Source organism: Rhodococcus sp. LB1 (assembly GCF_001583455.1).
GTDB lineage: Bacteria > Actinomycetota > Actinomycetes > Mycobacteriales > Mycobacteriaceae > Rhodococcus_F > Rhodococcus_F opacus.
Window position 1 is genome coordinate 31891 of sequence record NZ_LTCZ01000058.1, and the last position, 22744, is coordinate 54634.

The 22744-nt window shown below is 67.0% G+C and carries 22 protein-coding genes; 11 read left to right on the plus strand and 11 right to left on the minus strand.

The window, feature by feature from the left end:
• Positions 1-4: 4 nt before the first annotated feature.
• The 7 genes from AZG88_RS11320 to AZG88_RS11350 form a co-directional block, all read right to left on the minus strand.
• Positions 5-1468, minus strand: a complete 1464-nt coding sequence (locus AZG88_RS11320) for an APC family permease (protein WP_005254436.1) — start codon at positions 1466-1468, stop codon at positions 5-7.
• A 200-nt stretch (positions 1469-1668) separates the two neighbouring features.
• Positions 1669-2331: a 3'-5' exonuclease gene (locus AZG88_RS11325; protein ID WP_061042346.1), complete on the minus strand. Its 663-nt coding sequence runs from the start codon at positions 2329-2331 to the stop codon at positions 1669-1671.
• Positions 2310-4130 (minus strand): putative nucleotidyltransferase substrate binding domain-containing protein, encoded by a 1821-nt coding sequence (locus tag AZG88_RS11330; protein ID WP_061697742.1) that lies wholly within the window; start codon positions 4128-4130, stop codon positions 2310-2312. Before AZG88_RS11330 ends, AZG88_RS11325 begins: the two co-directional genes overlap by 22 nt.
• Positions 4123-4908 carry a GntR family transcriptional regulator gene (locus AZG88_RS11335; RefSeq protein WP_025431783.1) on the minus strand — a complete coding sequence of 262 codons (786 nt, stop codon included), beginning with the start codon at positions 4906-4908 and terminating at the stop codon, positions 4123-4125. The genes AZG88_RS11330 and AZG88_RS11335 overlap by 8 nt, the downstream gene beginning before the upstream one ends.
• A 60-nt stretch (positions 4909-4968) precedes the next feature.
• Positions 4969-5478, minus strand: a complete 510-nt coding sequence (locus AZG88_RS11340; RefSeq protein WP_005244727.1) for a hypothetical protein — start codon at positions 5476-5478, stop codon at positions 4969-4971.
• Entirely contained in the window at positions 5475-7112 is a 1638-nt protein-coding gene (locus tag AZG88_RS11345; protein WP_061042344.1) for a GMC family oxidoreductase, read from the minus strand. Before AZG88_RS11345 ends, AZG88_RS11340 begins: the two co-directional genes overlap by 4 nt.
• A 125-nt stretch (positions 7113-7237) precedes the next feature.
• Positions 7238-7996 (minus strand): SDR family NAD(P)-dependent oxidoreductase, encoded by a 759-nt coding sequence (locus tag AZG88_RS11350; protein ID WP_061042343.1) that lies wholly within the window; start codon positions 7994-7996, stop codon positions 7238-7240.
• 251 nt (positions 7997-8247) lie between these two features.
• Here AZG88_RS11350 and AZG88_RS11355 point away from each other — a divergent pair, with 251 nt between their 5' ends.
• From AZG88_RS11355 to AZG88_RS11390, 8 genes are all read left to right on the plus strand, one after another.
• Positions 8248-8766: an RbsD/FucU domain-containing protein gene (locus AZG88_RS11355; RefSeq protein ID WP_025431785.1), complete on the plus strand. Its 519-nt coding sequence runs from the start codon at positions 8248-8250 to the stop codon at positions 8764-8766.
• Position 8767: 1 nt separating this feature from the next.
• Positions 8768-9556, plus strand: a complete 789-nt coding sequence (locus AZG88_RS11360; RefSeq protein WP_061042342.1) for an alpha/beta fold hydrolase — start codon at positions 8768-8770, stop codon at positions 9554-9556.
• Positions 9557-9602: 46 nt separating this feature from the next.
• A complete protein-coding gene (locus AZG88_RS11365) occupies positions 9603-9983 on the plus strand; it encodes a DUF1937 family protein (protein WP_061042341.1) in 381 nt (126 codons plus the stop codon).
• A 98-nt stretch (positions 9984-10081) separates the two neighbouring features.
• A complete protein-coding gene (gene treS, locus AZG88_RS11370; RefSeq protein WP_061697745.1) occupies positions 10082-12283 on the plus strand; it encodes a maltose alpha-D-glucosyltransferase in 2202 nt (733 codons plus the stop codon).
• Between the two features lie 61 nt (positions 12284-12344).
• Complete coding sequence (locus tag AZG88_RS11375) at positions 12345-12998, plus strand: hypothetical protein (RefSeq protein ID WP_025431786.1); 654 nt, start codon at positions 12345-12347, stop codon at positions 12996-12998.
• A gap of 107 nt (positions 12999-13105) precedes the next feature.
• A complete protein-coding gene (locus tag AZG88_RS11380) occupies positions 13106-14644 on the plus strand; it encodes an arylsulfatase (protein WP_061042339.1) in 1539 nt (512 codons plus the stop codon).
• Between the two features lie 5 nt (positions 14645-14649).
• A complete protein-coding gene (locus AZG88_RS11385) occupies positions 14650-15591 on the plus strand; it encodes an HAD family hydrolase (protein WP_061042338.1) in 942 nt (313 codons plus the stop codon).
• A gap of 75 nt (positions 15592-15666) precedes the next feature.
• A complete protein-coding gene (locus tag AZG88_RS11390; RefSeq protein WP_231913935.1) occupies positions 15667-16569 on the plus strand; it encodes a formylglycine-generating enzyme family protein in 903 nt (300 codons plus the stop codon).
• On the opposite strand, the gene AZG88_RS11395 is transcribed toward AZG88_RS11390, so the two are convergent.
• The 4 genes from AZG88_RS11395 to AZG88_RS11410 form a co-directional block, all read right to left on the minus strand.
• Positions 16543-16890, minus strand: coding sequence for a YidH family protein (locus AZG88_RS11395; RefSeq protein WP_005244716.1), 348 nt, complete (start codon positions 16888-16890; stop codon positions 16543-16545). The two genes, AZG88_RS11390 and AZG88_RS11395, sit on opposite strands and share 27 nt — an antisense overlap.
• Entirely contained in the window at positions 16887-18377 is a 1491-nt protein-coding gene (locus AZG88_RS11400) for a protein kinase family protein (RefSeq protein WP_025431789.1), read from the minus strand. Before AZG88_RS11400 ends, AZG88_RS11395 begins: the two co-directional genes overlap by 4 nt.
• Positions 18378-18516: 139 nt before the next feature.
• On the minus strand, positions 18517-19887 hold the full coding sequence (locus AZG88_RS11405) for an amidase (protein ID WP_005244713.1): 1371 nt from the start codon (positions 19885-19887) through the stop codon (positions 18517-18519).
• Positions 19888-19923: 36 nt separating this feature from the next.
• Positions 19924-20898: a D-2-hydroxyacid dehydrogenase gene (locus AZG88_RS11410; RefSeq protein ID WP_025431790.1), complete on the minus strand. Its 975-nt coding sequence runs from the start codon at positions 20896-20898 to the stop codon at positions 19924-19926.
• An 80-nt stretch (positions 20899-20978) separates the two neighbouring features.
• On the opposite strand from AZG88_RS11410, the gene AZG88_RS11415 reads away from it, so the two are divergent.
• From AZG88_RS11415 to AZG88_RS11425, 3 genes are all read left to right on the plus strand, one after another.
• Complete coding sequence (locus AZG88_RS11415; RefSeq protein WP_025431791.1) at positions 20979-21722, plus strand: maleate cis-trans isomerase family protein; 744 nt, start codon at positions 20979-20981, stop codon at positions 21720-21722.
• A gap of 34 nt (positions 21723-21756) precedes the next feature.
• Positions 21757-22497: a maleate cis-trans isomerase family protein gene (locus tag AZG88_RS11420; RefSeq protein ID WP_061697751.1), complete on the plus strand. Its 741-nt coding sequence runs from the start codon at positions 21757-21759 to the stop codon at positions 22495-22497.
• Positions 22484-22744, plus strand: a 261-nt coding sequence (locus AZG88_RS11425) for a GntR family transcriptional regulator (RefSeq protein WP_156517465.1), incomplete at its 3' end; no start/stop codon positions are given. The genes AZG88_RS11420 and AZG88_RS11425, both read left to right, overlap by 14 nt.

Sequence of the window (22744 nt, forward strand, 5' to 3'; positions counted from 1 at the left end):
GCTGTCAGAGGTGTCCGGCCTGGGTGTCGATGGACTTACCGCGCCTGCTCTTGGGGATCATCATGTAGATGACGGCGCCCGACGCGATGACCAGCAGCATGCCGAGGCCGACATGGGTGGGGTCGGAGTAGATCAGGAGCGCGCAGAGCACGACCGACCAGGCGATCGCCAGGATGAAGATGACCGGGCTGACGATGCCGTAGTGCCACGGGTGGGACGGCAACTTGCGCTTGATCAGTCCGTAGAAGCCGACGACGACCACGACACCGTAGGCCATTCCCCAGGCGAGTGCCGTCATCGCTGCGAGCACGGACAGCAGCGAGGACCACAGTGCGAACACCACGGAGATCGCGAAGATCGTGAGGGTCGCGTTGATCGGGATCCGCTGGGCACTCACCTTGCGCAGCCAGGAGGCCGCGGGGATCTGGCCGTCGCGTGCCTGCGACCACAGGACGCGAATACCGGTGAGCTGCAACATGACCAGGGCGGCGAACAGGGCGACGATCGCGACCGCTTCGAAGATGTTCGCGAACGCGGTGCCGACCGCGGTGTCGAGGATCAGCTTGACCGGGGTGGTGCTCTCCATGACCGCCGGGAGGTCCTGGATGGCGAGCATGATCAACGCGACCATGAAGATGCCGACAACGTAGGAGGAGACGTTGGCCATCACCGATGCCATCGGCGCCTTCCGGGCGGCGTCCTTGGTCTCCTCGGAGGCGTTTCCGGTCGCGTCGAACGACGAGATCGCATATGCGGGAAGGATCATCGCGAGAAGGAAGGGGACGAACCAGTTGCCGCCGGTGGTCGTTCCGCCGGACTCGCTCAGGAACGACAGCGGCTGGGTCGGATGCTTCACGATCAGCAGCACGGCTACCAGTGCGACGACGCAGAGTACTTCCGCCACCACGCCGATGTTGTTGAGCACGGCAGCGACCTTGACTCCGGCGATGTTGATGACGGTGCCGAGCACGATCAGGCCGAGCGCCCACGGGAGGGCGTCGGTGTTGTCCTCGAACGTGACGCCGAACCAGCCGGCGACGAAGGGGGCGATGCTCACGGCGACGGTGGTGACCGCGACGGTGTGCGCGATCAGCAGCCACCATCCGGTTTGCCAGGCCAGCCACGGCTTCCCGGTGATCCGCCCGGTGATCTGGTACACGCCGCCGGCCAGTGGGTACGCCGAGACGAGCTGCGCGACCGCGAGTCCCACGGTGAACACCTGGAGGCCGCCGCCGACGAGGAACGACCAGAACGACGCAGGCCCGAAGAACCCGAAGCCGACGATCAGGGTCGTGAAGATTCCGGAGGCGATCGCGATCGAGGTGAACTGGACTCCGAAGGCGGAGAACAGCCCCAGCGTTCGGTTGAGTTCCTGCTTGTAGCCGAGCTTCTCCAGATAGGCGGAATCGGTGTCCGCTCCGGAATCGAGGAGCGGGCGGTCGGGCTCGGTGGGCGGTTGAGTGGACACCGGGGGCTCTTCCGGGGTTATGGCCATCGTGACCTCGCTGGTCTCTGTCGCGGGTATCTCGGCGGGGGATGTGCCGAGACGAGGTTCGGTTGTCGTGGAAGAAGGCGACTGGATGCACCGCGCTTGTTCTACTGTCGACAATCTACCACAAATCGGTGTGACCTCAATCACCAGTTGTTTCGGCCTGGATTACCTTTGCGTCAACCGCGCCCGAGGCGACGGTCGCCGGCACTCAGATCCACGAGGGAGCGCGCGGTGTCGTGCCCGAGGTGCTCGAGCCGGGTCGCCAGGGCGAGGAACACCTGTGCCGTGGTGACGGCGTCGCCCAGTGCGTGGTGGGGATCGACGACGGGCAGGCCGAGCGTGTCAGCCAGCCATTCCAGGTTCGGCTCGCACCGGTGCTGTCGCGGCGCCACGCCGACAGCACGGGCGAGGGCAGCGGTGTCCACGACCGTCGGCCGGAACTTCAGCCCGCTGTCGCGAAAGGCGCGGGAGAGGAAGGCCGTCTCGACCCACGCCGCGTGGGCGACGAGGACACGGTCGGTGAGGAGATGTCGCAGGACGCCGACGGCCTCGCTCAACGGTGGGGCATCGGCGACGTCCGCCTCCCGCAGAGTGTGGACGGCCACGGCCTCCGGGCGAATGTCGCACTCGGGGTGGACCAGTCCGTAGACACTCTCCGCCATGACGATGCGACCGTGCCGGACCACGACGGCCCCGTAGGACACGATGGTGTCCCGCACGAGATCCAGTCCGGTGGTCTCCAGATCGACGACCGCGAACTCGGCGTCGCGCCACGGGCACACCAGAGTGTCCGGGCGGCGGAACCTCCGGTGTGCCCTCATGGAAGGCGCGCCACCCATTCACTTTCCAGCCGGTTCTGGACCTCGGCCACCGCCCGGAACGATTCACGCAGATACCGGCGAGTGAGCGTGTCCAGTTGGTTGGGCGCGACCCACGTCGTCGCCACTGTGCTGCCCTTGATGGCCTCGATCTCGCGGCCCAGAATCAATCCGTACACGTACTCGAACGCGCGCACCAGCGTCTCGGTTTCGTCCGCGGTGAGCAGAGCGGCGGCCTCGCCGCGCCGCAACCGGGTGAGAGTGGAGCCGCGATCGTCTCCGGTGACCACGGCGATCCACCGGCCCAGGGAGGCGATCGGCACGAGTCCGCCCGCCTTGAGGTCGAGGTGGCCGCGGTTGGCGCCGGAGTGCTCGACGACGAAGTTGCGCACGAACCCGACCGGAGGTCGCCGGGACGTGGTGAAACGCAGCAGAGCCGACAGATACTCGCGGCTGCGGGTGGTCGCGAGCATGGCGTCGGACACCGAGCGTCCGAGCGACATCCCGCTGACGGGTCTGCTGTCGGCGATCATCGACGACAGCAGCAGAGCGTTCTTCTGGGTGGGATTCGTGATCCACGACGTCGCGGCGGCGACCGCGTCGGTGCGCGAACGCGCGAACAGGGGGTTGGTCGCGTTGGCGCCGTCGGCGCAGCGGGGCAGGCCGCAGCGTTCCATGTTGTCCAGGACGCGCCCGGCCCAGTTCTGCAACTTCCGGGCGGGGGAGTCCGTCCCGGGCAGGTCTTCCCAGACCAGGCCGGTATCGACGTCGGACTTCGGGAGGGGTTCGCGGCGGGCCACCGAGCCGAGAAGCAGCCAGGACGTCCGGTGGGGAACGTGGTCGTCGCCGACGTCGGTCAGCTCGACGAGCCGCCTGATGATCGCGTCGATCACCGCGGACATCAGGCCCGCGACGTGCATGACGGACGCGCCGGTGTCGTACAACTCGACCCAGGTTCCGGGGAGCAGGGCCGCCGCGGCCGCCAGGTCCTCCACTGTGGTCGCGTCGTCGATCGCCCGGCGGACGACCAGGGGATTGCGCACTTCGGCCGACGCGAGGTCGACGACGCGGAGAACCCCCACCGGTCTGTCACCGGTGCCGGTCACCACCAGGTGGTGCACCCCCGACTCGACCATCGTCAGGAACGCATCGCCCACGAGAGTCTCGGCGGGGACGGACCGGGCGGGGAACGAGGCGATGACCGAGGCCGGGCTGTGCGCGTCGACGTGCCCGTCGGCGAACGCCCGCCGGAAGTCGTTGTCGGTGACGATGCCGATCGCTCCGCCCCGGTCCATCAGCGCGTACGACTGGCCGGCCTCGGTGATCACGGACGCGGCCTCGCCCACGGTCGCATCGGCGGGGCACCAGACGACCGGACGCATCTGATGCCGGGCCGCCCGCAACACCTGATCGACCAAACCGGAGCGGGCCAATCGTTCCCGCGTGACGAGGGTGCCGTAGTGCCCGAACTGGAGTCGCTGCGGGTGCCGCAGCACCGGCCGCGGGTCGGGGAAGCGGTAGCAGAGTGTGTCTTCGGAGGCGCGGACCGCGAGAGGCGGAGGCAGACCGGACAGCACCGAGATCTGCCCGAACGTTTCGCCGGGGCCGAGGAGATCGACGACCCGGCCACGGTCGATCACCTCGACCTCGCCGGTGCGGACTACGAAGAAATGATCGAGTGGGGCCTGGCCCGCCTCGACGATCCGTGCGCCGGCGGCGAAGTACTCGACCTCCACCGTCCGAGCCAGGGCATCGAGGTCGGCGGAGTCCAGCGCGTCGTAGGGCGGCTGACTGCCGAGGAAGTCGACGTACTCACGCATTCGACGGTTGAGAACCGTCGACTGGAGCGGTTGCGGCCGGGGCGGCGTCGGTCGAACCGTGGACGTGCCGGTCGATCTCGCGGGTGATCGCCTCGAGGTCGCCGGTGTCGATGATGGTGAGCAGGCGCTCGTGTTCGGCGACGACGTCGTGGAGATCGGGGAACGACTGATGATCCGCCGAGAGGAACAACTGGAGCTGGGATTCCCAGCTGCGCCACAGGTCCAGTAGGAGGCCGTGCTCGGACAGTTCGTAGATCACCCGATGGAAGCTCATGTGCGCGTCGATTGTCCGGGTCAGGTCACCGTCGTCGGCGCCCCGGGCCATGTCCTGGAGGGTCCGCACGATTCTGGTCCGGCCGGCTCCCGACAGGCGTGGCAGTGCCAGCTCGATCGCGTAGGGCTCGAGCCGTTTGCGCAGGCTGGCGATCTCGGCCATCCCTTTCGCGCTGACCTCGGCGACGAACGCACCCTTGTACGCGATCTTCACTACGAGGCCTTCGTCGGCGAGGATGCTCAGCGCCTCCCGCAGCGGCGCCCGGCTGACGCCCAGGTCGGCGGCGATGTGTGCCTCGCGGAGCTGACTGCCGGGGGCCAGGGTGCCGTCGAGGATCGCCGTGCGCAGGACGCCCGCGACCGTGCCCGGCGTGGTGCGCTGATGGATCCGCCCGAGGGAGATGTCGCCGTCCTCGCGCCGACCCACAGTCGATCCCGGTGGACGATTCGGTGACAGTGTCATCGGGTTGTCCTTTCTGATGGTGGTTGATTCGACGTTGACCACGCCGGGAGCCTCTTGTCGACAATAGATCAACAGTGCGGAGCGGGGGAGCGTCCGAGCCGGCTACTCGCCGTTCGCGGACACGTAGAAGTGGCCCCGTTCGAGCACCGGATCGAGTATCCCGGTTTCCAGTTCGTTGGCCGCGTCCTCGAATCCGGCGGCGTCCCGGTGCTGCCCGGGGTAGCCGATCAGCGCTTTGACCTGGGGGGTCATGAAGTAGGCGCCGGCGAGAATCGAGGACAGCGGATCGAACGTGAACTTGTCCTCTGCCCACATCCGCTTGATCTCCGCGCGCAGGTCGTCACCGTGCAGATCGGCTGCCTCGGAGACCGCGGAGAGGACCGCGTCGAAGACGTCGGCCCGGGCAGCCAGCGCCAGATTCAGGTAGCGGAGGTACTCGTCGGCCTCGCTGGCGGCGGGATTCTCACCGGACGCGGGGATCAGACAGTCCGCGATCCGCAGCAGCGTCGTCAGTTCGGTGTCCGTGAGCGGCCGCGGCGGTGCCGTGTGCCTGCCCGGTACCGACAGTCGCCGTTTCGGTGCCGACTGCAGGTCGAGGGGTGTGGTGCTCATGCCGATGCCTTCCGTGCGTTGACGTCTTCGACGACCTTCTTGCCCACCCGCAGGGCGAGGGCGCTGATCGTGCAGGTCGGATTGGCGGAGCCGGACGTGACGAAGATGCTGCCGTCCGCGATGTAGAGGTTGTCGACATCGTGGGCCCGGCCGTGCGAATCGACCACGGACGTCGCCGGGTCGTCGCCCATCCGGGCCGTCCCGAGGAGGTGCCCGGGCTGGTCGACCCACAATTCCTGCGTGAAGATCTGCTTCGCGCCCGCGGCCTCGTGGAGTTCGACCATGCGGTCGACGGTGTACTTCAGGATCTTGCGGGTGTTCTCGCTGACGCGGTACTCGACCTTCGGCGCCGGCAGGCCGTCGGCATCGAACTCCTCGGTGGAGAGGGTGACCCGGTTGTGTTCCTCGGGCAGATCCTCCACGTTGGCCGCCCACAGGATTCCGTTGGACGCCGCGCGCGCGACATCGTGGATGGCCGGTCCCCACAGGTCGTCGAAATCGAGTTGCCGGTGGGTCTCGATCGTGTTCAGCGGTCCCGGAGTCGGGAGGGCGTGCAGCTTGGCGCCGCGGACGAATCCGCGGGAGGTGTCCGTGTCGTAGAACTGCATGGAGTGAATGAGCTGCCCGGCCGGCCCGCGCCAGCTCTCCAGGTTGTCCTCGTAGTACCCGATGGCGGTGCAGTTGGGGTGCAGCATGAGGTTCCGGCCCACCTGGCCCGAGGAATTCGCCAGGCCGTCCGGATGCTTCTCGTCGGCCGACAGCAGCAGGAGTCGCGGTGTTCCGATGCCGTTCGCGCAGACGATCACTGCCCGGGCCGGCTGGAAATGGACGGCGCCGGTGCGGTCCACCCATTCGGCCCCTGCGGCGCGGCCGTCGTCGCCGGTGACGATCCGGCGGACACGCGCACCGGTCTCCACGCGGGCGCCGGCCTGCTGCGCCTGCGGCATGTAGATCAAGTCGAACGAGGCCTTCGCGCCCTGCGGACAACCCCATTCGCAGACGCCCCAGCGACCGCACTGCTCGAGTGTCTTGTTCTTCTGGCTGGGAATCGCGTTGGTGCCCGGCCACCAGTGCCAGCCGAGCTTGTTCGCGGCTTCGGCCGCTTTCATGCCGGGCTTGCCCAACGGGTGTGGCGGCAACGGGTATTCGAGACCCTCGGGGTAGGCGGTGTCGCCGTCGACTCCGGAGACGCCGATGAATTCGTCGACCTCGTCGTGGTACGGCTCGAGGTCGTCGTAACTGATCGGCCAGTCGTCCGCGACGCCGTCGAGCGTCTTGACCCGGAAGTCCGAGGGCAGCAGCCGTGGCCATTCGGCGCCGTAGAAGATGGAACTTCCCCCGACGGCGTTGAACATCACGGGCCACATGTCGGATTCCGTCACGTCGACGGGGTAGTCGGACGGCAGGGCACGGACATTCGGATCGTGCGCCCAGTCGTGCTGGATGAGCAGTTCCCACTCGGGGTGGTTGGCGGGGAAGTCGCTGGGGTTGACCCAGTCACCCTGCTCGAGGCAGAGGGTGCTCAGTCCCGCCGTGGCAGCTGTGTGCGTGACCACCGCGCCGGACGGACCCGCGCCGATCACCAACACGTCGACAACGTCGTGCTGGGTGACATCGGAGTCAGTGGAAGTCATCGGGGTCGACCTCATTTCGTCTAATTGTCGACATTACATCAATGGTGATGGGAGTCACGTCGGCTGTCAAATGGGATTGCGGTGGGAGCCCGAGGCGGCAGGGCTCCCACCGCAAGACTGGGCGATCAGGCTCCGGCGAGAACGCCGCCGTCGACGACGAATGCCGTTCCGGTGATGGCGGTGGAGTGGTCCGACAGCAGGAAGGCGACGGAGTGCGCGATCTCGATGGGGAGGATGGCGCGGCCGATCGGCTGGAAGTCGGGGAGCCCGGCCTCGAGTTCCTCGCGGCCGCCGAGTGCCGTGTAGTGCGGGACGTTCAGCGGGGTGTCGACGAAGCCCGGGCAGAGGGTGTTGGCGCGGATGCCCTGCGCGCCGAAGTCCAGGGCGATGGCCTTGGTCAGCGTGAGCACGGCGCCCTTGCTCGCCGTGTACGTCGTCAGCAGTTTCTCCGCGCCGATCGAGTTGATGGAACCGAAGTTGACGATCGACCCGCCGCCCACCTTCAGCAGCTCGGGAATCGCGTACTTCGACCCCAGGAACACGCCCTTCACGTTGACGTCGAACGTCTTCTGGAAGTCCTCGACCGACGCATCCAGAATGGTGCCGGGCTTCAGGATGCCGGCGTTGTTGACGATGCCGTCGAGCTTGCCGAACGTCGCCACCGTGAAGTCGACGAGGTTCTTGACCTGCTCTTCTTCGGTGACATCGACGACGCGGCCGATCAGGCGATCGTCGTCGACCTTCAGCTGGGGAAGGCTGGACTCGGAGTGCACGGTGGCGACCACCTGTGCCCCCTCGTCGTGGAGATGCAACGCCGTGGCGAGGCCGATTCCTCCGCCTGCGCCCGTAACGATGACTGTCTTGCCCTGCAGCAGCTGGCCCATGGTGTTCTCCCTCGAGGGTCATGTGGATGTGGAAGCGCGTAGACGCGGAAGCGATTGACTCTTTGTCGACAATCGACCAGGCAAGTGTGCGCCCTCCCCGGACGATCGGTCAAGCGTGGATCTGGATTCGTTCAGCGCTTGACCTCCAGGCGAGAGCGTCCTAGATTTCTAGTCGATTGTCGACTAGAGCACATTCAGTGCCCGGTGCGCTGCGCCGCACACCTCACGCCATCGATCGAAGGACGAATCCCATGGCACCACAAGCCCGATTGCTGCACGAACGCCTGGCCGCCGTCGTGAGCCAGCTCCGGCACGGCGAGATGATCTACGTCGCGGACGCGGGAAGCGGCACGTCTTCCGCGAGCCTTGTTCCACTGTCGCCGCAGGTCGAGACGATCGATCTCGGCATCGCACCGGGATTGCCGTCGGTCGGGGATCTGCTGTCGGTGCTGTGCGAGGTGGGGGATTTCGAAGCAGCCATCGTCACCGAGGACATGGTGACCGCCAACCCCGAAGCCCGGAAGTTCGTTTCGGCACTGGTGGGTGAGGAGAACGTCCACGAGCTGCGGTACCTCCCCGAGTTCTACAACCTCCGCGACCGGGTGAAGGTCTTCGTCCAGACCGGCGACTACTCGGTGCACGGCAACGTCGTTCTCGTCGCGGGCTACCCGAGCCCGCCGATTCCGCTGAACTGGCTCACGTCCCCGACCTGGTTCGAGGACTTGCCGACCGCACCGTCGTCGACCGATCCGGGAAGTCCGGAGGCCTGACATGCCCTTCTTCGACGGTGTCAGGAACAAGGTCTACTACCGGCAGTGGGAAGCCTCGCAGCCCTGGGCCCGGATCCTGCTCCTGCACGGATTCGGTGAACACTCCGGTCACTATCACCGGCTCGCGGGGCAGCTGAACTCGGCCGGTCTGGACGTGTGGGCGCCCGATCACCTCGGCCACGGACACACCGGCGGACCGGCAGGGTTCTTCCCTTCGGTGGACGAACTCGCTTCCAATGCAGGAGTTCTCGTCGACGTCATGGCCGGCGACGGGCCCGACCTGCCGGTGGTCGTCCTGGGTCACTCGCTCGGCGCACTGACCGGGGCCCTCCTCTCGGTTCGCACACCGTCCCTGCGCACCGGATTGATCATGACGGGAGCGCCCCTGTGGGGTCTTCCGCGTGAGGCGCAGGGCCGGACGGACCTCGTCATGGCGAAGGACCGGTCGTACCTCGACGCACTCGAGAACGATCCGCTCGGCTTCGACACGGCTCCCGCCGAACCGAACCTCTGGCAGGCGCTCACCGTGGCCGGAGGAAAAGTGCGGGCGTGCCTGCCGGCGGTGACGATGCCGATCCTGTTGGTCAACGGCGAATTCGACGCCTTCGCAACGCCCGACCGCGCCGCCGAATTCGCGCGGGAACTGCAGCACGGACAGAGCGTCGTCATCCCCGGCGGCTACCACGACATTCCGAACGACGTCGCCCACCGGGCGGTCGCGTCGCTGATGATCGAGGCGATCTCGGGATGGTGCCGGACCGTGCATCCACTCCCGGCGGGTTCTCGATGAGCACACCCTGTACCGGGGCCGTCGCCCCACGAATCACGAGGAACCCATGAGAAAGATCTTTCTGGCCTGCCCCTACAGCCATGCCGATCCGGCGGTGACGCACGAGCGGTTTCTCGCCAGCAACGAAGTCGCGGGATACATCGTCGAATCCGGCCATGCGGTGTTCAGCCAGGTGTCGATGTCGCATCCCGTCAACCTGACTTTCACCGGAAAGGACAACACGGCGATCGGCACGATGTGGGGGCCCGTCGACCGGGTGTTCATGGACGCGATGGAGGAGCTGATCATCCTCGACCTCCCCGGATGGGACCAGAGTTCCGGCATCACACGCGAGATCGAGTTCTTCGAGAGCCGGGACAGGCGGGTGAGCCTGTGGTCCGAGGCCTCCGCCGAGTTCGTCGCACCCGACAGTTCCGCGGTCCGCTGACAGTCGTCCAACTCCGCATGCCGGCCGGTCGTTTCCGTGGGACGGTGGACGGGTAGCCGACCGGTGCGGCGGAGCAGACGAGATGACGACGGAGGACCATGAACCCCGAGATCCATCACGAGCCCAGCGAGATCAGCTACGACGAGCAGTTCTACCCGGCGCGCCCTCGGCCGTTGAAACCGTCGGTCCGCCGTGCGACCAGGGTCGATGCACAGACGGGTGAGCCCGTGCCGGACAACCCGAACTATGTGGAGTGGCTGATCAATCAGTCGATCCTGCACGATGCGAAGTTGATCGCGGAGCAGCTGTCCGGCAAGGGCAGCATGTGGCAGAACCCGTATGCCGACCCGAATCCGCGCGCAGCGGTGGAGCGGGGATCGGTGTGGTTCACGGCGTACCCGATTTCGATCATCACGGCACCGGGTGCGAGTTTTCTGAGTTCGCTCGGCGACGAGTCGTTGTGGCAGGCCTTCTCCGAGATCGGGGTGACGGCGGTGCACACGGGGCCGGTGAAGCAGGCCGGCGGGATCAACGGGTGGCGGGCCACGCCGTCGGTGGACGGCCATTTCGATCGCATCAGCATGCAGATCGACTCGGCCTTCGGGACCGAGGAGGAGTTCCGCAAGCTCTGCGTCGTCGCCGCAGCGTACGACGGCATCGTCATCGACGACATCGTCCCCGGTCACACCGGCAAGGGCGCCGACTTCCGGCTCGCCGAGATGGCGTACGCCGACTACCCCGGCATCTACCACATGGTGGAGATCGAACAACAGGATTGGCACCTGCTTCCCCGCGTGCCGGAAGGCCGGGACTCGGTCAACATCGACGCCGACACCGAGGCTCAGCTCGCCCGGGCCGGGTACATCATCGGTCAACTCCAGCGCGTCATCTTCTACGAACTCGGTGTCAAGGAAACCAACTGGAGTGTGACCCCCGTGGTGAAGGGGGTGGACGGCATCGAGCGCAGGTGGGTGTACCTGCACTATTTCAAGGCCGGGCAGCCCTCCATCAATTGGCTGGATCCGTCGTTCGCGGGCATGCGGCTCGTCATCGGGGATGCCTGCCACTCCATCGCGGACCTCGGTGCGGGCGCGCTTCGACTGGACGCCAACGGATTTCTCGGGGTCGAACGCCGGACCGAAGGACTGCCCGGGTGGTCGGAAGGGCATCCACTGTCGGAGGCGGCCAATCACCTCATCGCCAGCATCGTGCGGAAGATGGGGGGATTCACGTTCCAGGAACTGAACCTCACCATCGACGACATCAAGGCGATGGGCACCACCGGAGCCGACCTGTCCTACGACTTCATCAATCGTCCCGCCTACCATCACGCCCTCGTCATGGGGAACACCGAATTTCTCCGGCTCACCATGAACCTCGCCCGCGATCACGGTGTCGACGCCGCGTCGCTCGTCCATGCCCTGCAGAACCACGACGAGCTGACGTTCGAACTGGTCCACTTCGCGACGCTGCACAAGGACGACGAGTTCACGTACGGCGGTGAGTCGGTCACAGGGTCCGATCTCGGCGATCGCATCCGTAAGGATCTGTGCGAGCGGCTCACCGGACGCTGGGCCCCGTACAACCGCACGTTCACGACCAACGGGATCGCCTGCACGACCGCCAGCGTCATCACCGCGGCGCTCGGCATCCGCGACCTCGACAGGATGGATGCCGCCGACATCGACACCGTCAAGCAGGCGCATCTGCTCCTGGCGATGTTCAACGCGCTCCAGCCCGGTGTCTTCGCCCTGTCTGGCTGGGATCTGTGCGGGCTGCTTCCCGTGCCGTCCGAGGACGTCGCCGACCTTCTCGCCGAAGGGGACACCCGCTGGATCAACCGCGGCGCGCACGACCTGATGGGGGTCAATCCCGATGCCGCCCGGTCGGAGTCCGGCATCCCCCGGGGCACCAGCCTGTACGGGAGTCTGCCGGTGCAACTGCAGGATCCGGCGTCCTTCGCTCGCGGTCTCGCCCGCATCATCGACATCCGGAACCGGTTCGGCATCGCCACCGCGGTCCAGCTCGACGTGCCCACCGTGTCGCACAAGGGGCTGCTCGTCATGGTCCACGAACTGGCGGATTCGAGTCTCGAAGTCACGGTTCTCAACTTCACGTCCGAGGAGATCGCCGCGACCGTGCAGTCCCAGTTCCTGCCGGCCGGATCGCCCGCGGTCAACCTGTTCACCGACGAACAGATCGGCACCGTCGACGAACTCCACAGCTTCCCGATCTCCCTCGCGCCGTACGAGGGTGTCCCCGTCGTCGTGAGGGCGGGCAGGACCGACGACGCGGGCTGAGAACGGGCACGATTCGGGCTCCTTGTTGCCCTGGAGCTCGACCTCGGCGAAGACTGAACTCATGGCCCGCACACAGAGCGACGCCGAGTTCCACCAGCTACGGACTCCACGGGCCGCGGCCGTCGCCGGTGTCGTCTTCGGTGTCCTGTTCGCCTCCAGCATCGTCCTGCTGCGGAGCGCGCTGCCCGGCGAAGCCGCTACCCCGTGGTTACGCCACCAGACGCAGATCACGGCGGCCCTGATACTCGCACCCTTCGCGGGCATCGCGTTCCTGTGGTTCATCGGCGTCATCCGCGACCGGCTCGGGAACCTCGAAGACCGATTCTTCTCGACCGTCTTCGTCGGCAGTGGGCTGCTGTTTCTCGCCATGACGTTCGTGTCGACGGCAATCGCCGGCGGGCTCCTCGCCGTCTCCCGGCTCACCAACGTTCCGCAGAACGACCTCGTCTTCTTCGGGCGCGAAGTGATGTTGCATGTGAACAACGTCTACGGGGTTCGCATGGCCGGGGTGTTCATGATCTCGCTGGGAACCATCTGGCTGCGCACCGGACTCATGCCGCGATGGCTGGCCGTCGCCACCTACCTGCTGGCACTCGCCCTGCTCGTGGTCGTCAGTTTCAGTCTGTGGGTGACGCTGGTCTTCCCGGCGTGGGTGACGGTGATCAGCGCGTACATCCTCACCGTGGATCGACCGCCGTCGAGTCCCCCGGACTGACCGCTCTTCTCGGGCGCGAGGTTCTCACCCGGTACGGGTGATGTGGCGCGGGGGCGCCGCGAGCAACGTCAGGACTGCGATTCCCCCGATGATGCGAGGAGAGACAGATGACGGACGCGAAACCCAACATCCTGGTCATTTGGGGCGACGACATCGGTATCACCAATCTCAGCTGCTACAGCGACGGGCTGATGGGGTACCGGACACCGAACATCGACCGTCTCGCCGACGAGGGCATGAGGTTCACCGACTCCTACGGTGAGCAGAGTTGCACGGCCGGTCGCGCGTCGTTCATCACGGGGCAGAGCGTGTATCGCACCGGCATGAGCAAGGTCGGAATCCCGGGCGTCGACGTCGGATTGTCGCCCGAGGACCCCACCATCGCCGAACTCCTCAAGCCCCTCGGATACGCCACCGGACAGTTCGGGAAGAACCATCTCGGCGATCTGAACAAGTATCTGCCGACCGCTCACGGATTCGACGAGTTCTTCGGCAACCTCTATCACCTCAACGCCGAGGAAGAACCCGAGCTCCCCGACTACCCGAGTGCACAGGACTATCCCAAACTGCACGAGGTGATGATGCCGCGCGGTGTCCTGCACTGCTGGGCCACCGAGGAGGACGCCGGCGAGGTCGATGAGCGGTACGGGCCGCTCGGGAAGCAGCGCATCGAGGACACCGGTCCGCTGAGCAAGAAGCGGATGGAGACCATCGACGACGAGACGGTCTCCGCCGCAATCGACTTCATCACGAAGCAGAAGGAAGCGGACACCCCGTTCTTCGTGTGGATGAACACCACGCACATGCACCTGCGGACCCACACGAAGCCGGAAAGCGTCGGTCAGGCCGGGCACTGGCAGTCGCCGTACCACGACACCATGATCGATCACGACAAGCACGTCGGCCAACTGCTCGACGCGGTCGACGAGCTGGGTCTCGCCGAGAACACGATCGTCATCTACAGCACCGACAACGGTCCTCACGCGAACACCTGGCCGGACGGCGCGACCACCCCGTTCCGCAGTGAGAAGGACACCAACTGGGAGGGTGCGTTCCGCGTCCCCGAGGTGATCCGCTGGCCGGGCAAGATCCCCGCGGGCAGCGTGTCCAACGAGATCGTTCAGCACCATGATTGGCTTCCCACCTTCCTCGCCGCCGCGGGGGCACCCGAGGTCGTGGAGCAACTGAAGACCGGGCACACGATCGGCGAGAAGACGTTCAAGGTGCATATCGACGGCTACAACCTGCTCCCGTACCTCACCGGGGAGGTCGAGACGTCCCCGCGCCGGGGAATGGTCTACTTCTCCGACGACTGCGACGTGCTGGGCATCCGTTTCGACAATTGGAAGATCGTGTTCATGGAGCAGCGGGCGCAGGGCACCCTCGGGCTGTGGGCGGAGCCGTTCACCCAACTGCGGTTGCCGAAACTGTTCAACCTGCGCACCGACCCGTTCGAGCGTGCCGATATCACGTCGAACACCTACTGGGACTGGTTCCTCGACCACGACTACATCGCCATCTACGGGACATTCATCACGAGTCAATTCCTCGAGACGTTCAAAGAGTTCCCCCCGAGACAGGAGCCGGCGAGCTTCACGATCGACCACGCGGTGGCGAAGCTGCACGCCTTCCTGGCGAAGGACTGACCGCCGTGGGGGCCGGGCTGGGTGGTTCCTGGGCGGACGGATCGACGCGGTCCGCGATCGAGGACTTCGTCGGGCGGGTGACGACACGGGGACCGGACTTCGTCGAGCCCGCGGACCGGGTGGCAGTATTCGACAACGACGGCACACTCTGGTGCGAGAAGCCGATGCCCATCCAGCTCGACTTCACCATCCGGCGCTTCGCCGAGATGGCCGCGGGTGACCCCGACCTTCAGCAGACGCAACCGTGGAAGGCGGCCCACGAACACGACCTTCAGTGGCTCGGTGCGGCGATGGTCAAGCACTATCGGGGCGACGACGGCGACCTGAAACTGTTGATGGGCGCAGTCACCGAGGCGTTCGATTCGATCACCGTCGAGAATTACGACGCGCGGGTCCGGTCCTTCTTCGACGACGCGGACCATCCGACACTCGACCGCCCGTATTCGGGCTGCGGATACGCGCCGATGGTCGAACTGCTGCGCTATCTCGAGGCGAACGGATTCACGATCTACATCGCGTCCGGTGGTGACCGGGACTTCATGCGCCCGGTCGCCGGACGGCTCTACGGGATCCCGCCGGAACGCGTCATCGGTAGTGCCCTCGGCCTCTCGTACCGTGAAGGGGCGGACACGAGCGACCTGCTCTACAAGGCCGCGATGGACTTCTTCGACGACGGGCCGGAGAAACCGGTCCGAATCTGGAGCCGGATCGGGCGACGGCCGATCCTGTCGGTCGGCAACTCCAACGGTGACCTGCCGATGCTCGCGTTCTCCGGGCTACCCGACCGCCCGGCGCTTCGGGTGCTGATCCTGCACGACGACGCCGATCGCGAATTCGACTATGTCGCCGGTGCGGAGCAGGCCCTCGAACACGCACGAGAAAAGAACTGGACCGTGGTAAGCATGAAGAACGATTGGACGAGCGTCTTCTCGCCGGCCGTCACCTGATCAGGCAGAAGGGAAGGCGTGTTGGATACCCAGACCGTCTCCGAAGTCCGGCACATCCCCGCTCAGACCTTCACGATGGGCTCGGATCGGCACTATCCGGAAGAAGGTCCGGCACATCGAGTCGCGATCGACGCCTTCGCCATCGAGGCCCACCAGGTCACCACCGCGCAGTACGCCGCGTTCGTCCGGGACACCGGTTATGTGACCGTCGCCGAGCGGCCGCTGGACGCCGCCGACTTCCCCGGCGCTCCCGCCGAGAACCTGCAACCGGGATCGATGGTGTTCACGCCCACTCGGGGCCCGGTCGATCTCCGTCACCTCAGTCAATGGTGGACCTGGACTGTCGGTGCGTCCTGGCGACATCCCACGGGACCCGCGTCGACGATCACCGGCCGCGAACAGCATCCCGTCGTCCACGTCGCCCACGAGGATGCGGCAGCGTACGCCCAGTGGGCGGGGCGCTCCCTCCCCACCGAGGCGCAATGGGAGGCCGCGGCGCGCGGCGGACTCGACCACGCCGAATTCACCTGGGGTGACGCCCCCGAGAGCGAATCCCCTCCGCTGGCGAACTACTGGCACGGGGAGTTCCCGTGGCGCGCGGACCCCGGGTACGGCACCACGACCGCCGTCGGTAGCTTTCCGCCCAACGAATACGGTCTGTTCGACATGGCGGGAAACGTGTGGGAATGGACCGCCGACTGGTTCTCGGTTCGCCACGCCGACACAGCGGAGTCGTGCTGCGCGCCACGCAATCCGCGTGGGCCCGGCATGTCGGAGAGCTTCGACCCCCGCCAACCCCAGTTCCGGGTGCCCCGGCGGGTGATCAAGGGCGGATCGTTCCTGTGCGCCGACAGCTACTGCCGGCGGTACCGGCCCGCCGCACGGCGGCCGCAGATGGTCGACACCGGGATGAGCCACATCGGATTCCGCTGCGTCACGGCCTTACCCGGATCAGATCAGGACCACCACAGCGAGTAGCGCGAGCACTGTGACGACGCTGGACGTGACGACCGCGGCGAACGTTGCCGGAGCGAATTCCCCGGATTCGATCTGCCGGCTGATGACCCGGTAGCGGACGGTGCCGTAGGCGGACACCAGTAGCCCCGCGCCGATCAGGATCAATCCGGCAGCCACGGCGTGGCCGCCGCGGTGCGGTGCGAACTTCGCGACCGCCACACCGAGTGCGGCGACACTGATACCGGTGCGATGCCAGGCGAGGTAGGTTCGCTCGTTGGCGAGATGGTCGCGCGCGGTGCTTCCCTCGTTCGGCTGCGTGGGGCCGAAGATGTTGCGGCTCATGCGCCGCTACCCAGGAAGCCGATCTCCGACAGGCGCGACTGGTACCCGGACTCGCCGCCGGACAGTCCCGAGATCCAGACCAGGACGCGGTCGGTGGGTGCGGGTGTCCGGGCCACGATCTGGGTGACCCCGTCGCCGAGCGTGGCGGCGCCGATCACCTGGGTGCGATCGATGGTCGGCCACGCGACAGGCACGGTCCGGATCTCGACCGTGGTGCCCGGTGTCGGGGAGTCGATCAAGACGGTCCGCAGATCGACGGGCCCGGGAAACGACACGATCAGACCCACTCCTCGCTTCGTCGCCGACAGTTGCTGCGGGTAGCGGTCGGTCGCCCAGGATGTCGCGGGGTTCGCGTCGACGGCGAGGGAGGCGGTGGCACCGTTGTCGGGGAAGCGCAGGGGGGAGTAGACGGCCGCGGACGACGGGGTGAGCGGTGTCTGAAGGGGGTCCGGAACCGGTGCGATCTGGCTGAGCATGCTGTCCGCGACGGCGGCCGGGGGAGCGTCCGACGAGGTGAATGTGGCGCCCGCCGCCCACCCGGCGGCGCCGAGCGCGACGACCAGGGCGAGTGCGCCGCTCAACGCGGGAAGTGGCGCGTTCGGCCGGGGGGCCCGGTTGGCGGGTGCCGGGCGGGCTCTCTTCGTGGTGGCAGCGAATGCGGATGCCGAGCGAGCCCGCGCGTCCGCCAAGATGCGATCCAGGGCGTCGACGACCGCCTGCGCGGTGGCCATCCCGGGCCGTCGAGCGAGGGCGTTCATGGCCACGTCGGACAGACGTCGTGGAATCGCCGGCCGCACACGATGCGGCGGGACGACGGAACCGTCGCCACGCCTGCCGGCCGGGGGCAGTCCGGCTGCCAGGGTCGCGCCGGACGAGGACAGCGGCCACGTGCCGAGCAACAGGGCGTACAGCAGCGCCCCGAGTCCCGCGACGTCGTCGGCCGCGCTGCCGTCGGCGAGGGTGGCGGGGAAGGCGAGGACCGCGAGTCCTTCCCGGGAGATCCGCACCCGGTTGGGATGATCGAGTGAGATGCGGGCACCGTAATGGTGTGCGTCTGCGGTCGCGGCGGCGAGGTCCCGCACGGTACGAGCGGCATCCAGCGGCCGCGGAACAGTGCGCGCGACATCCGCGACACGCCACCCAGGCGTCCATTCCGCGACCACGGCGATCCGGTCACCGACCGCCGCGATGTCGTAGACCTGCGCGATCCGCCCCTCGTGGCTGAAGCTGGTTCCGGTGGTGTTCCGGCAGAACCGCACCACCGGATCCGGGAGTGGGTCGGTGGCGCGGACGTGCGCCGAGTCGACGAGGCTGAGCGAGACGTCCCGGCGCAGTTCGGTGTCGTGCGCGTGCCACCACTGCACCCAGTCGGGGCCGGCGAACCGGCCGAGGAGCCGGTATCGGGTGGCGACGAGCATGCCCGGGGCGAGCGGATCCGGGCCCTGCGGCGAATGCGGCGGGACCCCGGACACCGGCGTCGCTGTCATCTACTCACCCGGCTCTCCCCGACCCGAAAAACCCTGTCAGGCAACTCTCACCCGGGCAGCAGCGCAGACGTTCGCGCCGCACCGGGCCTAGTGCTGATCATCCTCGGATGCGGCGCGAACCGTGTGCTTTTCGTTCGACCTAGCCGAGGACGTGCTCCGCGTATCGCGCGACCGCGAGTACGAGGTCGTCCGAGTGACGGGGGCCGATGACCTGCAGACCCACCGGCAGACCCGCAGCGGTGCGGCCTACCGGGATGCTGATCGCCGGCTGCTGCGTCAGGTTGAACGGGTAGGTGAACGGGGTCCACTGCGGCCAGCTGGTGAAGTCGCTGCCCGGCGGGACGTCGTAACCTGCCTCGAAAGCCGGAATCGGGACGGTGGGTGTGAGCAGGACGTTGTGCGTCAGGTGGAATTTGCCCATCGTGATGCCGATGTCCGCGGCGACCGCGCGGGCGTCGAGATAGTCGACCGCGCTGAACTTCTCGCCCCGCTCCCAGATCTTGCCGAGCCCCGGGTCGACCTTGTCGCGCGCACCCTCCGGGAAGTTCTTCAACATGGCCGCGGCCCCGGACGCCCACAGCAGTTCGAAGGCCTCGATCGGATCGCTGAAGCCGGGGTCGGCGGCGGTGACCGGCAGACCCGCGGCGTCGAGGGCCTGCACGGCGCGGTCGACGATCGCCCGGACCTCCGGATCGACGGTCACATAGCCGAGTGTGGGGGAGTACGCGATGCCGAGTCCGACCACGTCGCGGCCGATCTCGCCGCGGAAGGTGGTCGGGAACGGGGCGAGCGACGTCGGGTCGCGCGGGTCGGGCAGCGACAGGATGTCCATCAGCAGTGCCGCATCCTCGACCGTGCGGGTGAGGGGGCCGGCATGCGCCAGCGGCCCGAACGGGCTCGCCGGGAACAGGGGGATGCGACCGTGGGTGGGTTTGAAACCGACGACACCGCAGAATGAGGCGGGGATGCGCACACTGCCGCCGCCGTCGGTGCCGACGGAGCAGGGACCGAGCCCCGCCGCGACCGCCGCGGCACTGCCGCCCGAAGATCCGCCGGCCGTCTTGGTCGGGTCGGCCGGGTTGCGGGTGATCCCGCACAGGGCGCTGTCGGTTACGGCCTTCCACGCGATCTCGGGGGTCGTGGTCTTGCCGAGGAACACCATCCCGTCTTCGCGGAGCCGGGCGGCCACGGGACTGTCGACATTCCACGGCTGGTCCTCGTCGACGGCCTGTGATCCCCGGAGCGTCGGCCAGCCGTCGGTGAGGAAGATGTCCTTGATCGAGATCGGAACGCCGTCGAGTAGTCCCTTGGAGTAGCCGGTGTTCCAGCGCTCCTCGGACTTCCGGGCCTGCTCGAGCGCCCGCTCCTCGTCGACGAGGCAGTAGGAATTGATGGTGCGGTCACGCTCGGTGATGGCGTCGAGCATCGCCTGCGTCGCTTCCACCGGCGAAAGTTCTCCGGACGAGTAGGCCGTGACCAGTTCGACGGCGGTCATGTCGGTGGGATTCATGAGAACTCCTTCAGCCTGGACGTTCGGGCCCTGTCTTCATCGGCTCGGTACGTACCCGAGGTGCTTGTCAACTACGTTCTCGAGCGGGTACCCCGCAACCCAGCGTTCGAAATTGTCGGTGAACACGGTAACGAGGTCATCTCGCCAGCCGGCGAAGTCGCCCGAATTGTGGGGTGTGATCGAGACGTTCGGCATGTCCCAGAGTGGATGGCCGGCGGGGAGCGGTTCCGTGTCGAACACGTCGAGCGCGGCGCCCGCGATCGTCCCCGCCCGGAGCGCGGTGACGAGGTCGTCGGTGCGGACGAGCTCACCGCGTCCGACGTTGACGAACCGGGCGCCCGGCTTCATCGCGGCGAACGTCGAGTCGCGGAACATGTGGCGGGTCTGCTCGGTGAGCGGTGCCACCGCGATCACGTAGTCGGCGACGGCGAGCTGCTCCGGGAGATCTTCCGTTGCGGTGACCGACCCGAAGTCGGGATCGGCGTTGCGTGCGGTGCGACCCGACCCGCTGACTTCCATCCCCGCCGCGCGGAGAAGCCGGGCGATCGCGCGGCCGATGGGACCGGTGCCGACGATCAGGGCGGTGCGGCCCGCGATCCGCTCGGATTCCCGGTGCTGCCAGGTGTGGGACTGCTGCAGGCGGAGCGAGCCCGGCAGATCCTTCGCGAACGAGAGCACCTGGGCGAGCACGTACTCGGCGATCGCCCCGTCGAACACGCCCCGTGAGTTGGTGATCGTGACATCGCTGTCGCGGGCCTCGGGGAACATGACGGGATCGACGCCGGCCGCCGCGATGTGCAGCCACTGCAGGGAGCCGGCGGCGTGCCAGGCTCCGGGCACCGCGTCGGTGAGGAAGTCGTAGAGGAACAGCACGTCCGCGCCGTCGAGGGCATCACTCAGCCCCGCCTTGCCGGTGTAGCGAACTTCGGCACGGGACGCGACGGGTGCCATGAGTTCGTCGCTCGGCAGGACGTGGGCATGTAGCACCGCGACGATCGGGTTCCGACTCACGTTGACACCGTATGAGTAACTCGTATGATTGTCAACAATCTGATAATGCTCGGGCGCGGCCGAAACGAAGGTGAGGCCTGGTGTTGGAACTGAACATTCCCGAATTCGAGGGGCCTATCGCGCAACGGGGAATCGGCATCATCGCCCCGTTCGACCTGGCGCTCGAACGAGAACTGTGGCGATGGGCTCCCCTCGAGGTGAGCCTCCATCTGGCGCGCACGCCGTACGAACCCGTGCCCGTCAGTCTGGAGATGGCCGAACTCGTGTCCGAGCGAAGACACCTCATGGCGGCGACGCGCGACGTCCTGCACGTCGAGCCCGAGGTCGTGGCCTATCTGTGCACGTCGGGAAGCTTCATCAAGGGTCTCGAATACGAGCGAACCCTGTGCGACGCGATCTGCGAGGCAGGCGCCCAGCACGCGATCACCACGTCCGGCGCGCTGGTCGAGGCGATCGAACACCTCGAGCTGAGCAGGCTGTCGGTGATCACGCCGTACGACGCCCCGCTCACCGAACGGCTGCACACCTTCCTGAACGAGGCAGGCACCGAGGTGGTTCGCTCCGATCACCTCGGGCTCGGCGGCGGCATCTGGAAGGTCAACTACCGCACGATCGCCGAGCGGATCATCGCCGCGGACGACCCCAGGTCGGAGGCGATCTTCGTCAGCTGTACGAATCTGCCGACCTACGACGTCATCGCCCCGCTCGAGCAGGAACTCGGCAAACCGGTGCTCACCGCCAACCAGCTCACGATCTGGGCCTGTCTCGGCCGGATGAAACTCCCCATGACGGGCCCCGGCAAGTGGCTCCGCAACGTCTTCTGACATCACCCCTCACGACACGGAAAGAGGAGAACGCATGACGAGCACGCCGACCCCCACTGTGGGATTCATCTACCCCGATCACGCCGCCGAGGACGACTACCCGTTCGCCGCGGACATGCTCGGAGTGGATCTGCCGGTCGTACACATCTACGGCACCGACCTGCACGCCGTGCCCGAACTGCTCGACCTCGGGAGCCCCGAGAAGCTCGCAGGCGGGGCCGCGCTCCTCGCCGAGACGAAGCCGGACGCCGTCGTGTGGGCGTGCACCTCGGGCAGCTTCGTCTACGGCCCCGACGGGGCGAAGCAGCAGGCAGAGACGCTCGCCGCGGCCACCGGTGTACCCACGTCCAGCACCAGTTTCGCGTTCGTCCACGCCCTGCACGCGCTGGGGATCACCCGCGTCGCGGTGGCCGCCAGCTACCCGGAGGACGTCGCGAAGCTGTTCGTCGAGTTCCTCGCCGCCGCCGGCATCGAGGTGCTGTCGATGTCGAGTGCGGGAATCGACACCGCGGCCGAGGTCGGTCTCCTCAGTCCGGAATCCGTGGTGGAACTCGCAGTGGAGAACGACCACCCGGACGCCGAAGCCCTGCTCATCCCCGACACGGCCATGAGGACGCTGGGTGCGCTGAGTACTCTCGAGCAGCGCCTCGGCAAGCCGGTCCTCACGGCAAACCAGGTGACCATCTGGGAAGGCCTGCGTCTTGCGGGCCACACGGCGGTGAACCCGTCGTTAGGAACCTTGTTCGAGAAAGGCCACAGTCATGGCTCTGACTGACCTGGAACCCGTCAGTCGTCAATCGACTGCCGAATTCATCGCGGACCGCCTGCGGGTCGCCATCATGAAGGGTGCGCTCGAACCCGGTGCACAGCTGGGCGAGGCGGAACTGGCCGCGCATTTCCAGGTCTCGCGCGGCCCCCTGCGCGAAGCCATGCAGAGGCTCGTGTCCGAGGGCATACTGCACAGCATCCGTCATCGCGGGATTTTCGTGACGGAGCTGACCCTCGACGACGTCGTCGACGTG

Excerpts from the sequence above, each read along its gene's own strand:
- AZG88_RS11325 (WP_061042346.1), bottom strand. The coding sequence starts at position 2,331 with ATGGGTGGCGCGCCTTCCATGAGGGCACACCGGAGGTTCCGCCGCCCG.
- AZG88_RS11330 (WP_061697742.1), bottom strand. The coding sequence starts at position 4,130 with ATGCGTGAGTACGTCGACTTCCTCGGCAGTCAGCCGCCCTACGACGCG.
- AZG88_RS11340 (WP_005244727.1), bottom strand. The coding sequence starts at position 5,478 with ATGAGCACCACACCCCTCGACCTGCAGTCGGCACCGAAACGGCGACTG.
- AZG88_RS11345 (WP_061042344.1), bottom strand. The coding sequence starts at position 7,112 with ATGACTTCCACTGACTCCGATGTCACCCAGCACGACGTTGTCGACGTG.
- AZG88_RS11350 (WP_061042343.1), bottom strand. The coding sequence starts at position 7,996 with ATGGGCCAGCTGCTGCAGGGCAAGACAGTCATCGTTACGGGCGCAGGC.
- AZG88_RS11355 (WP_025431785.1), top strand. The coding sequence starts at position 8,248 with ATGGCACCACAAGCCCGATTGCTGCACGAACGCCTGGCCGCCGTCGTG.
- AZG88_RS11360 (WP_061042342.1), top strand. The coding sequence starts at position 8,768 with ATGCCCTTCTTCGACGGTGTCAGGAACAAGGTCTACTACCGGCAGTGG.
- AZG88_RS11365 (WP_061042341.1), top strand. The coding sequence starts at position 9,603 with ATGAGAAAGATCTTTCTGGCCTGCCCCTACAGCCATGCCGATCCGGCG.
- treS (WP_061697745.1), top strand. The coding sequence starts at position 10,082 with ATGAACCCCGAGATCCATCACGAGCCCAGCGAGATCAGCTACGACGAG.
- AZG88_RS11375 (WP_025431786.1), top strand. The coding sequence starts at position 12,345 with ATGGCCCGCACACAGAGCGACGCCGAGTTCCACCAGCTACGGACTCCA.
- AZG88_RS11380 (WP_061042339.1), top strand. The coding sequence starts at position 13,106 with ATGACGGACGCGAAACCCAACATCCTGGTCATTTGGGGCGACGACATC.
- AZG88_RS11390 (WP_231913935.1), top strand. The coding sequence starts at position 15,667 with ATGGGCTCGGATCGGCACTATCCGGAAGAAGGTCCGGCACATCGAGTC.
- AZG88_RS11395 (WP_005244716.1), bottom strand. The coding sequence starts at position 16,890 with ATGAGCCGCAACATCTTCGGCCCCACGCAGCCGAACGAGGGAAGCACC.
- AZG88_RS11400 (WP_025431789.1), bottom strand. The coding sequence starts at position 18,377 with ATGACAGCGACGCCGGTGTCCGGGGTCCCGCCGCATTCGCCGCAGGGC.
- AZG88_RS11405 (WP_005244713.1), bottom strand. The coding sequence starts at position 19,887 with ATGAATCCCACCGACATGACCGCCGTCGAACTGGTCACGGCCTACTCG.
- AZG88_RS11420 (WP_061697751.1), top strand. The coding sequence starts at position 21,757 with ATGACGAGCACGCCGACCCCCACTGTGGGATTCATCTACCCCGATCAC.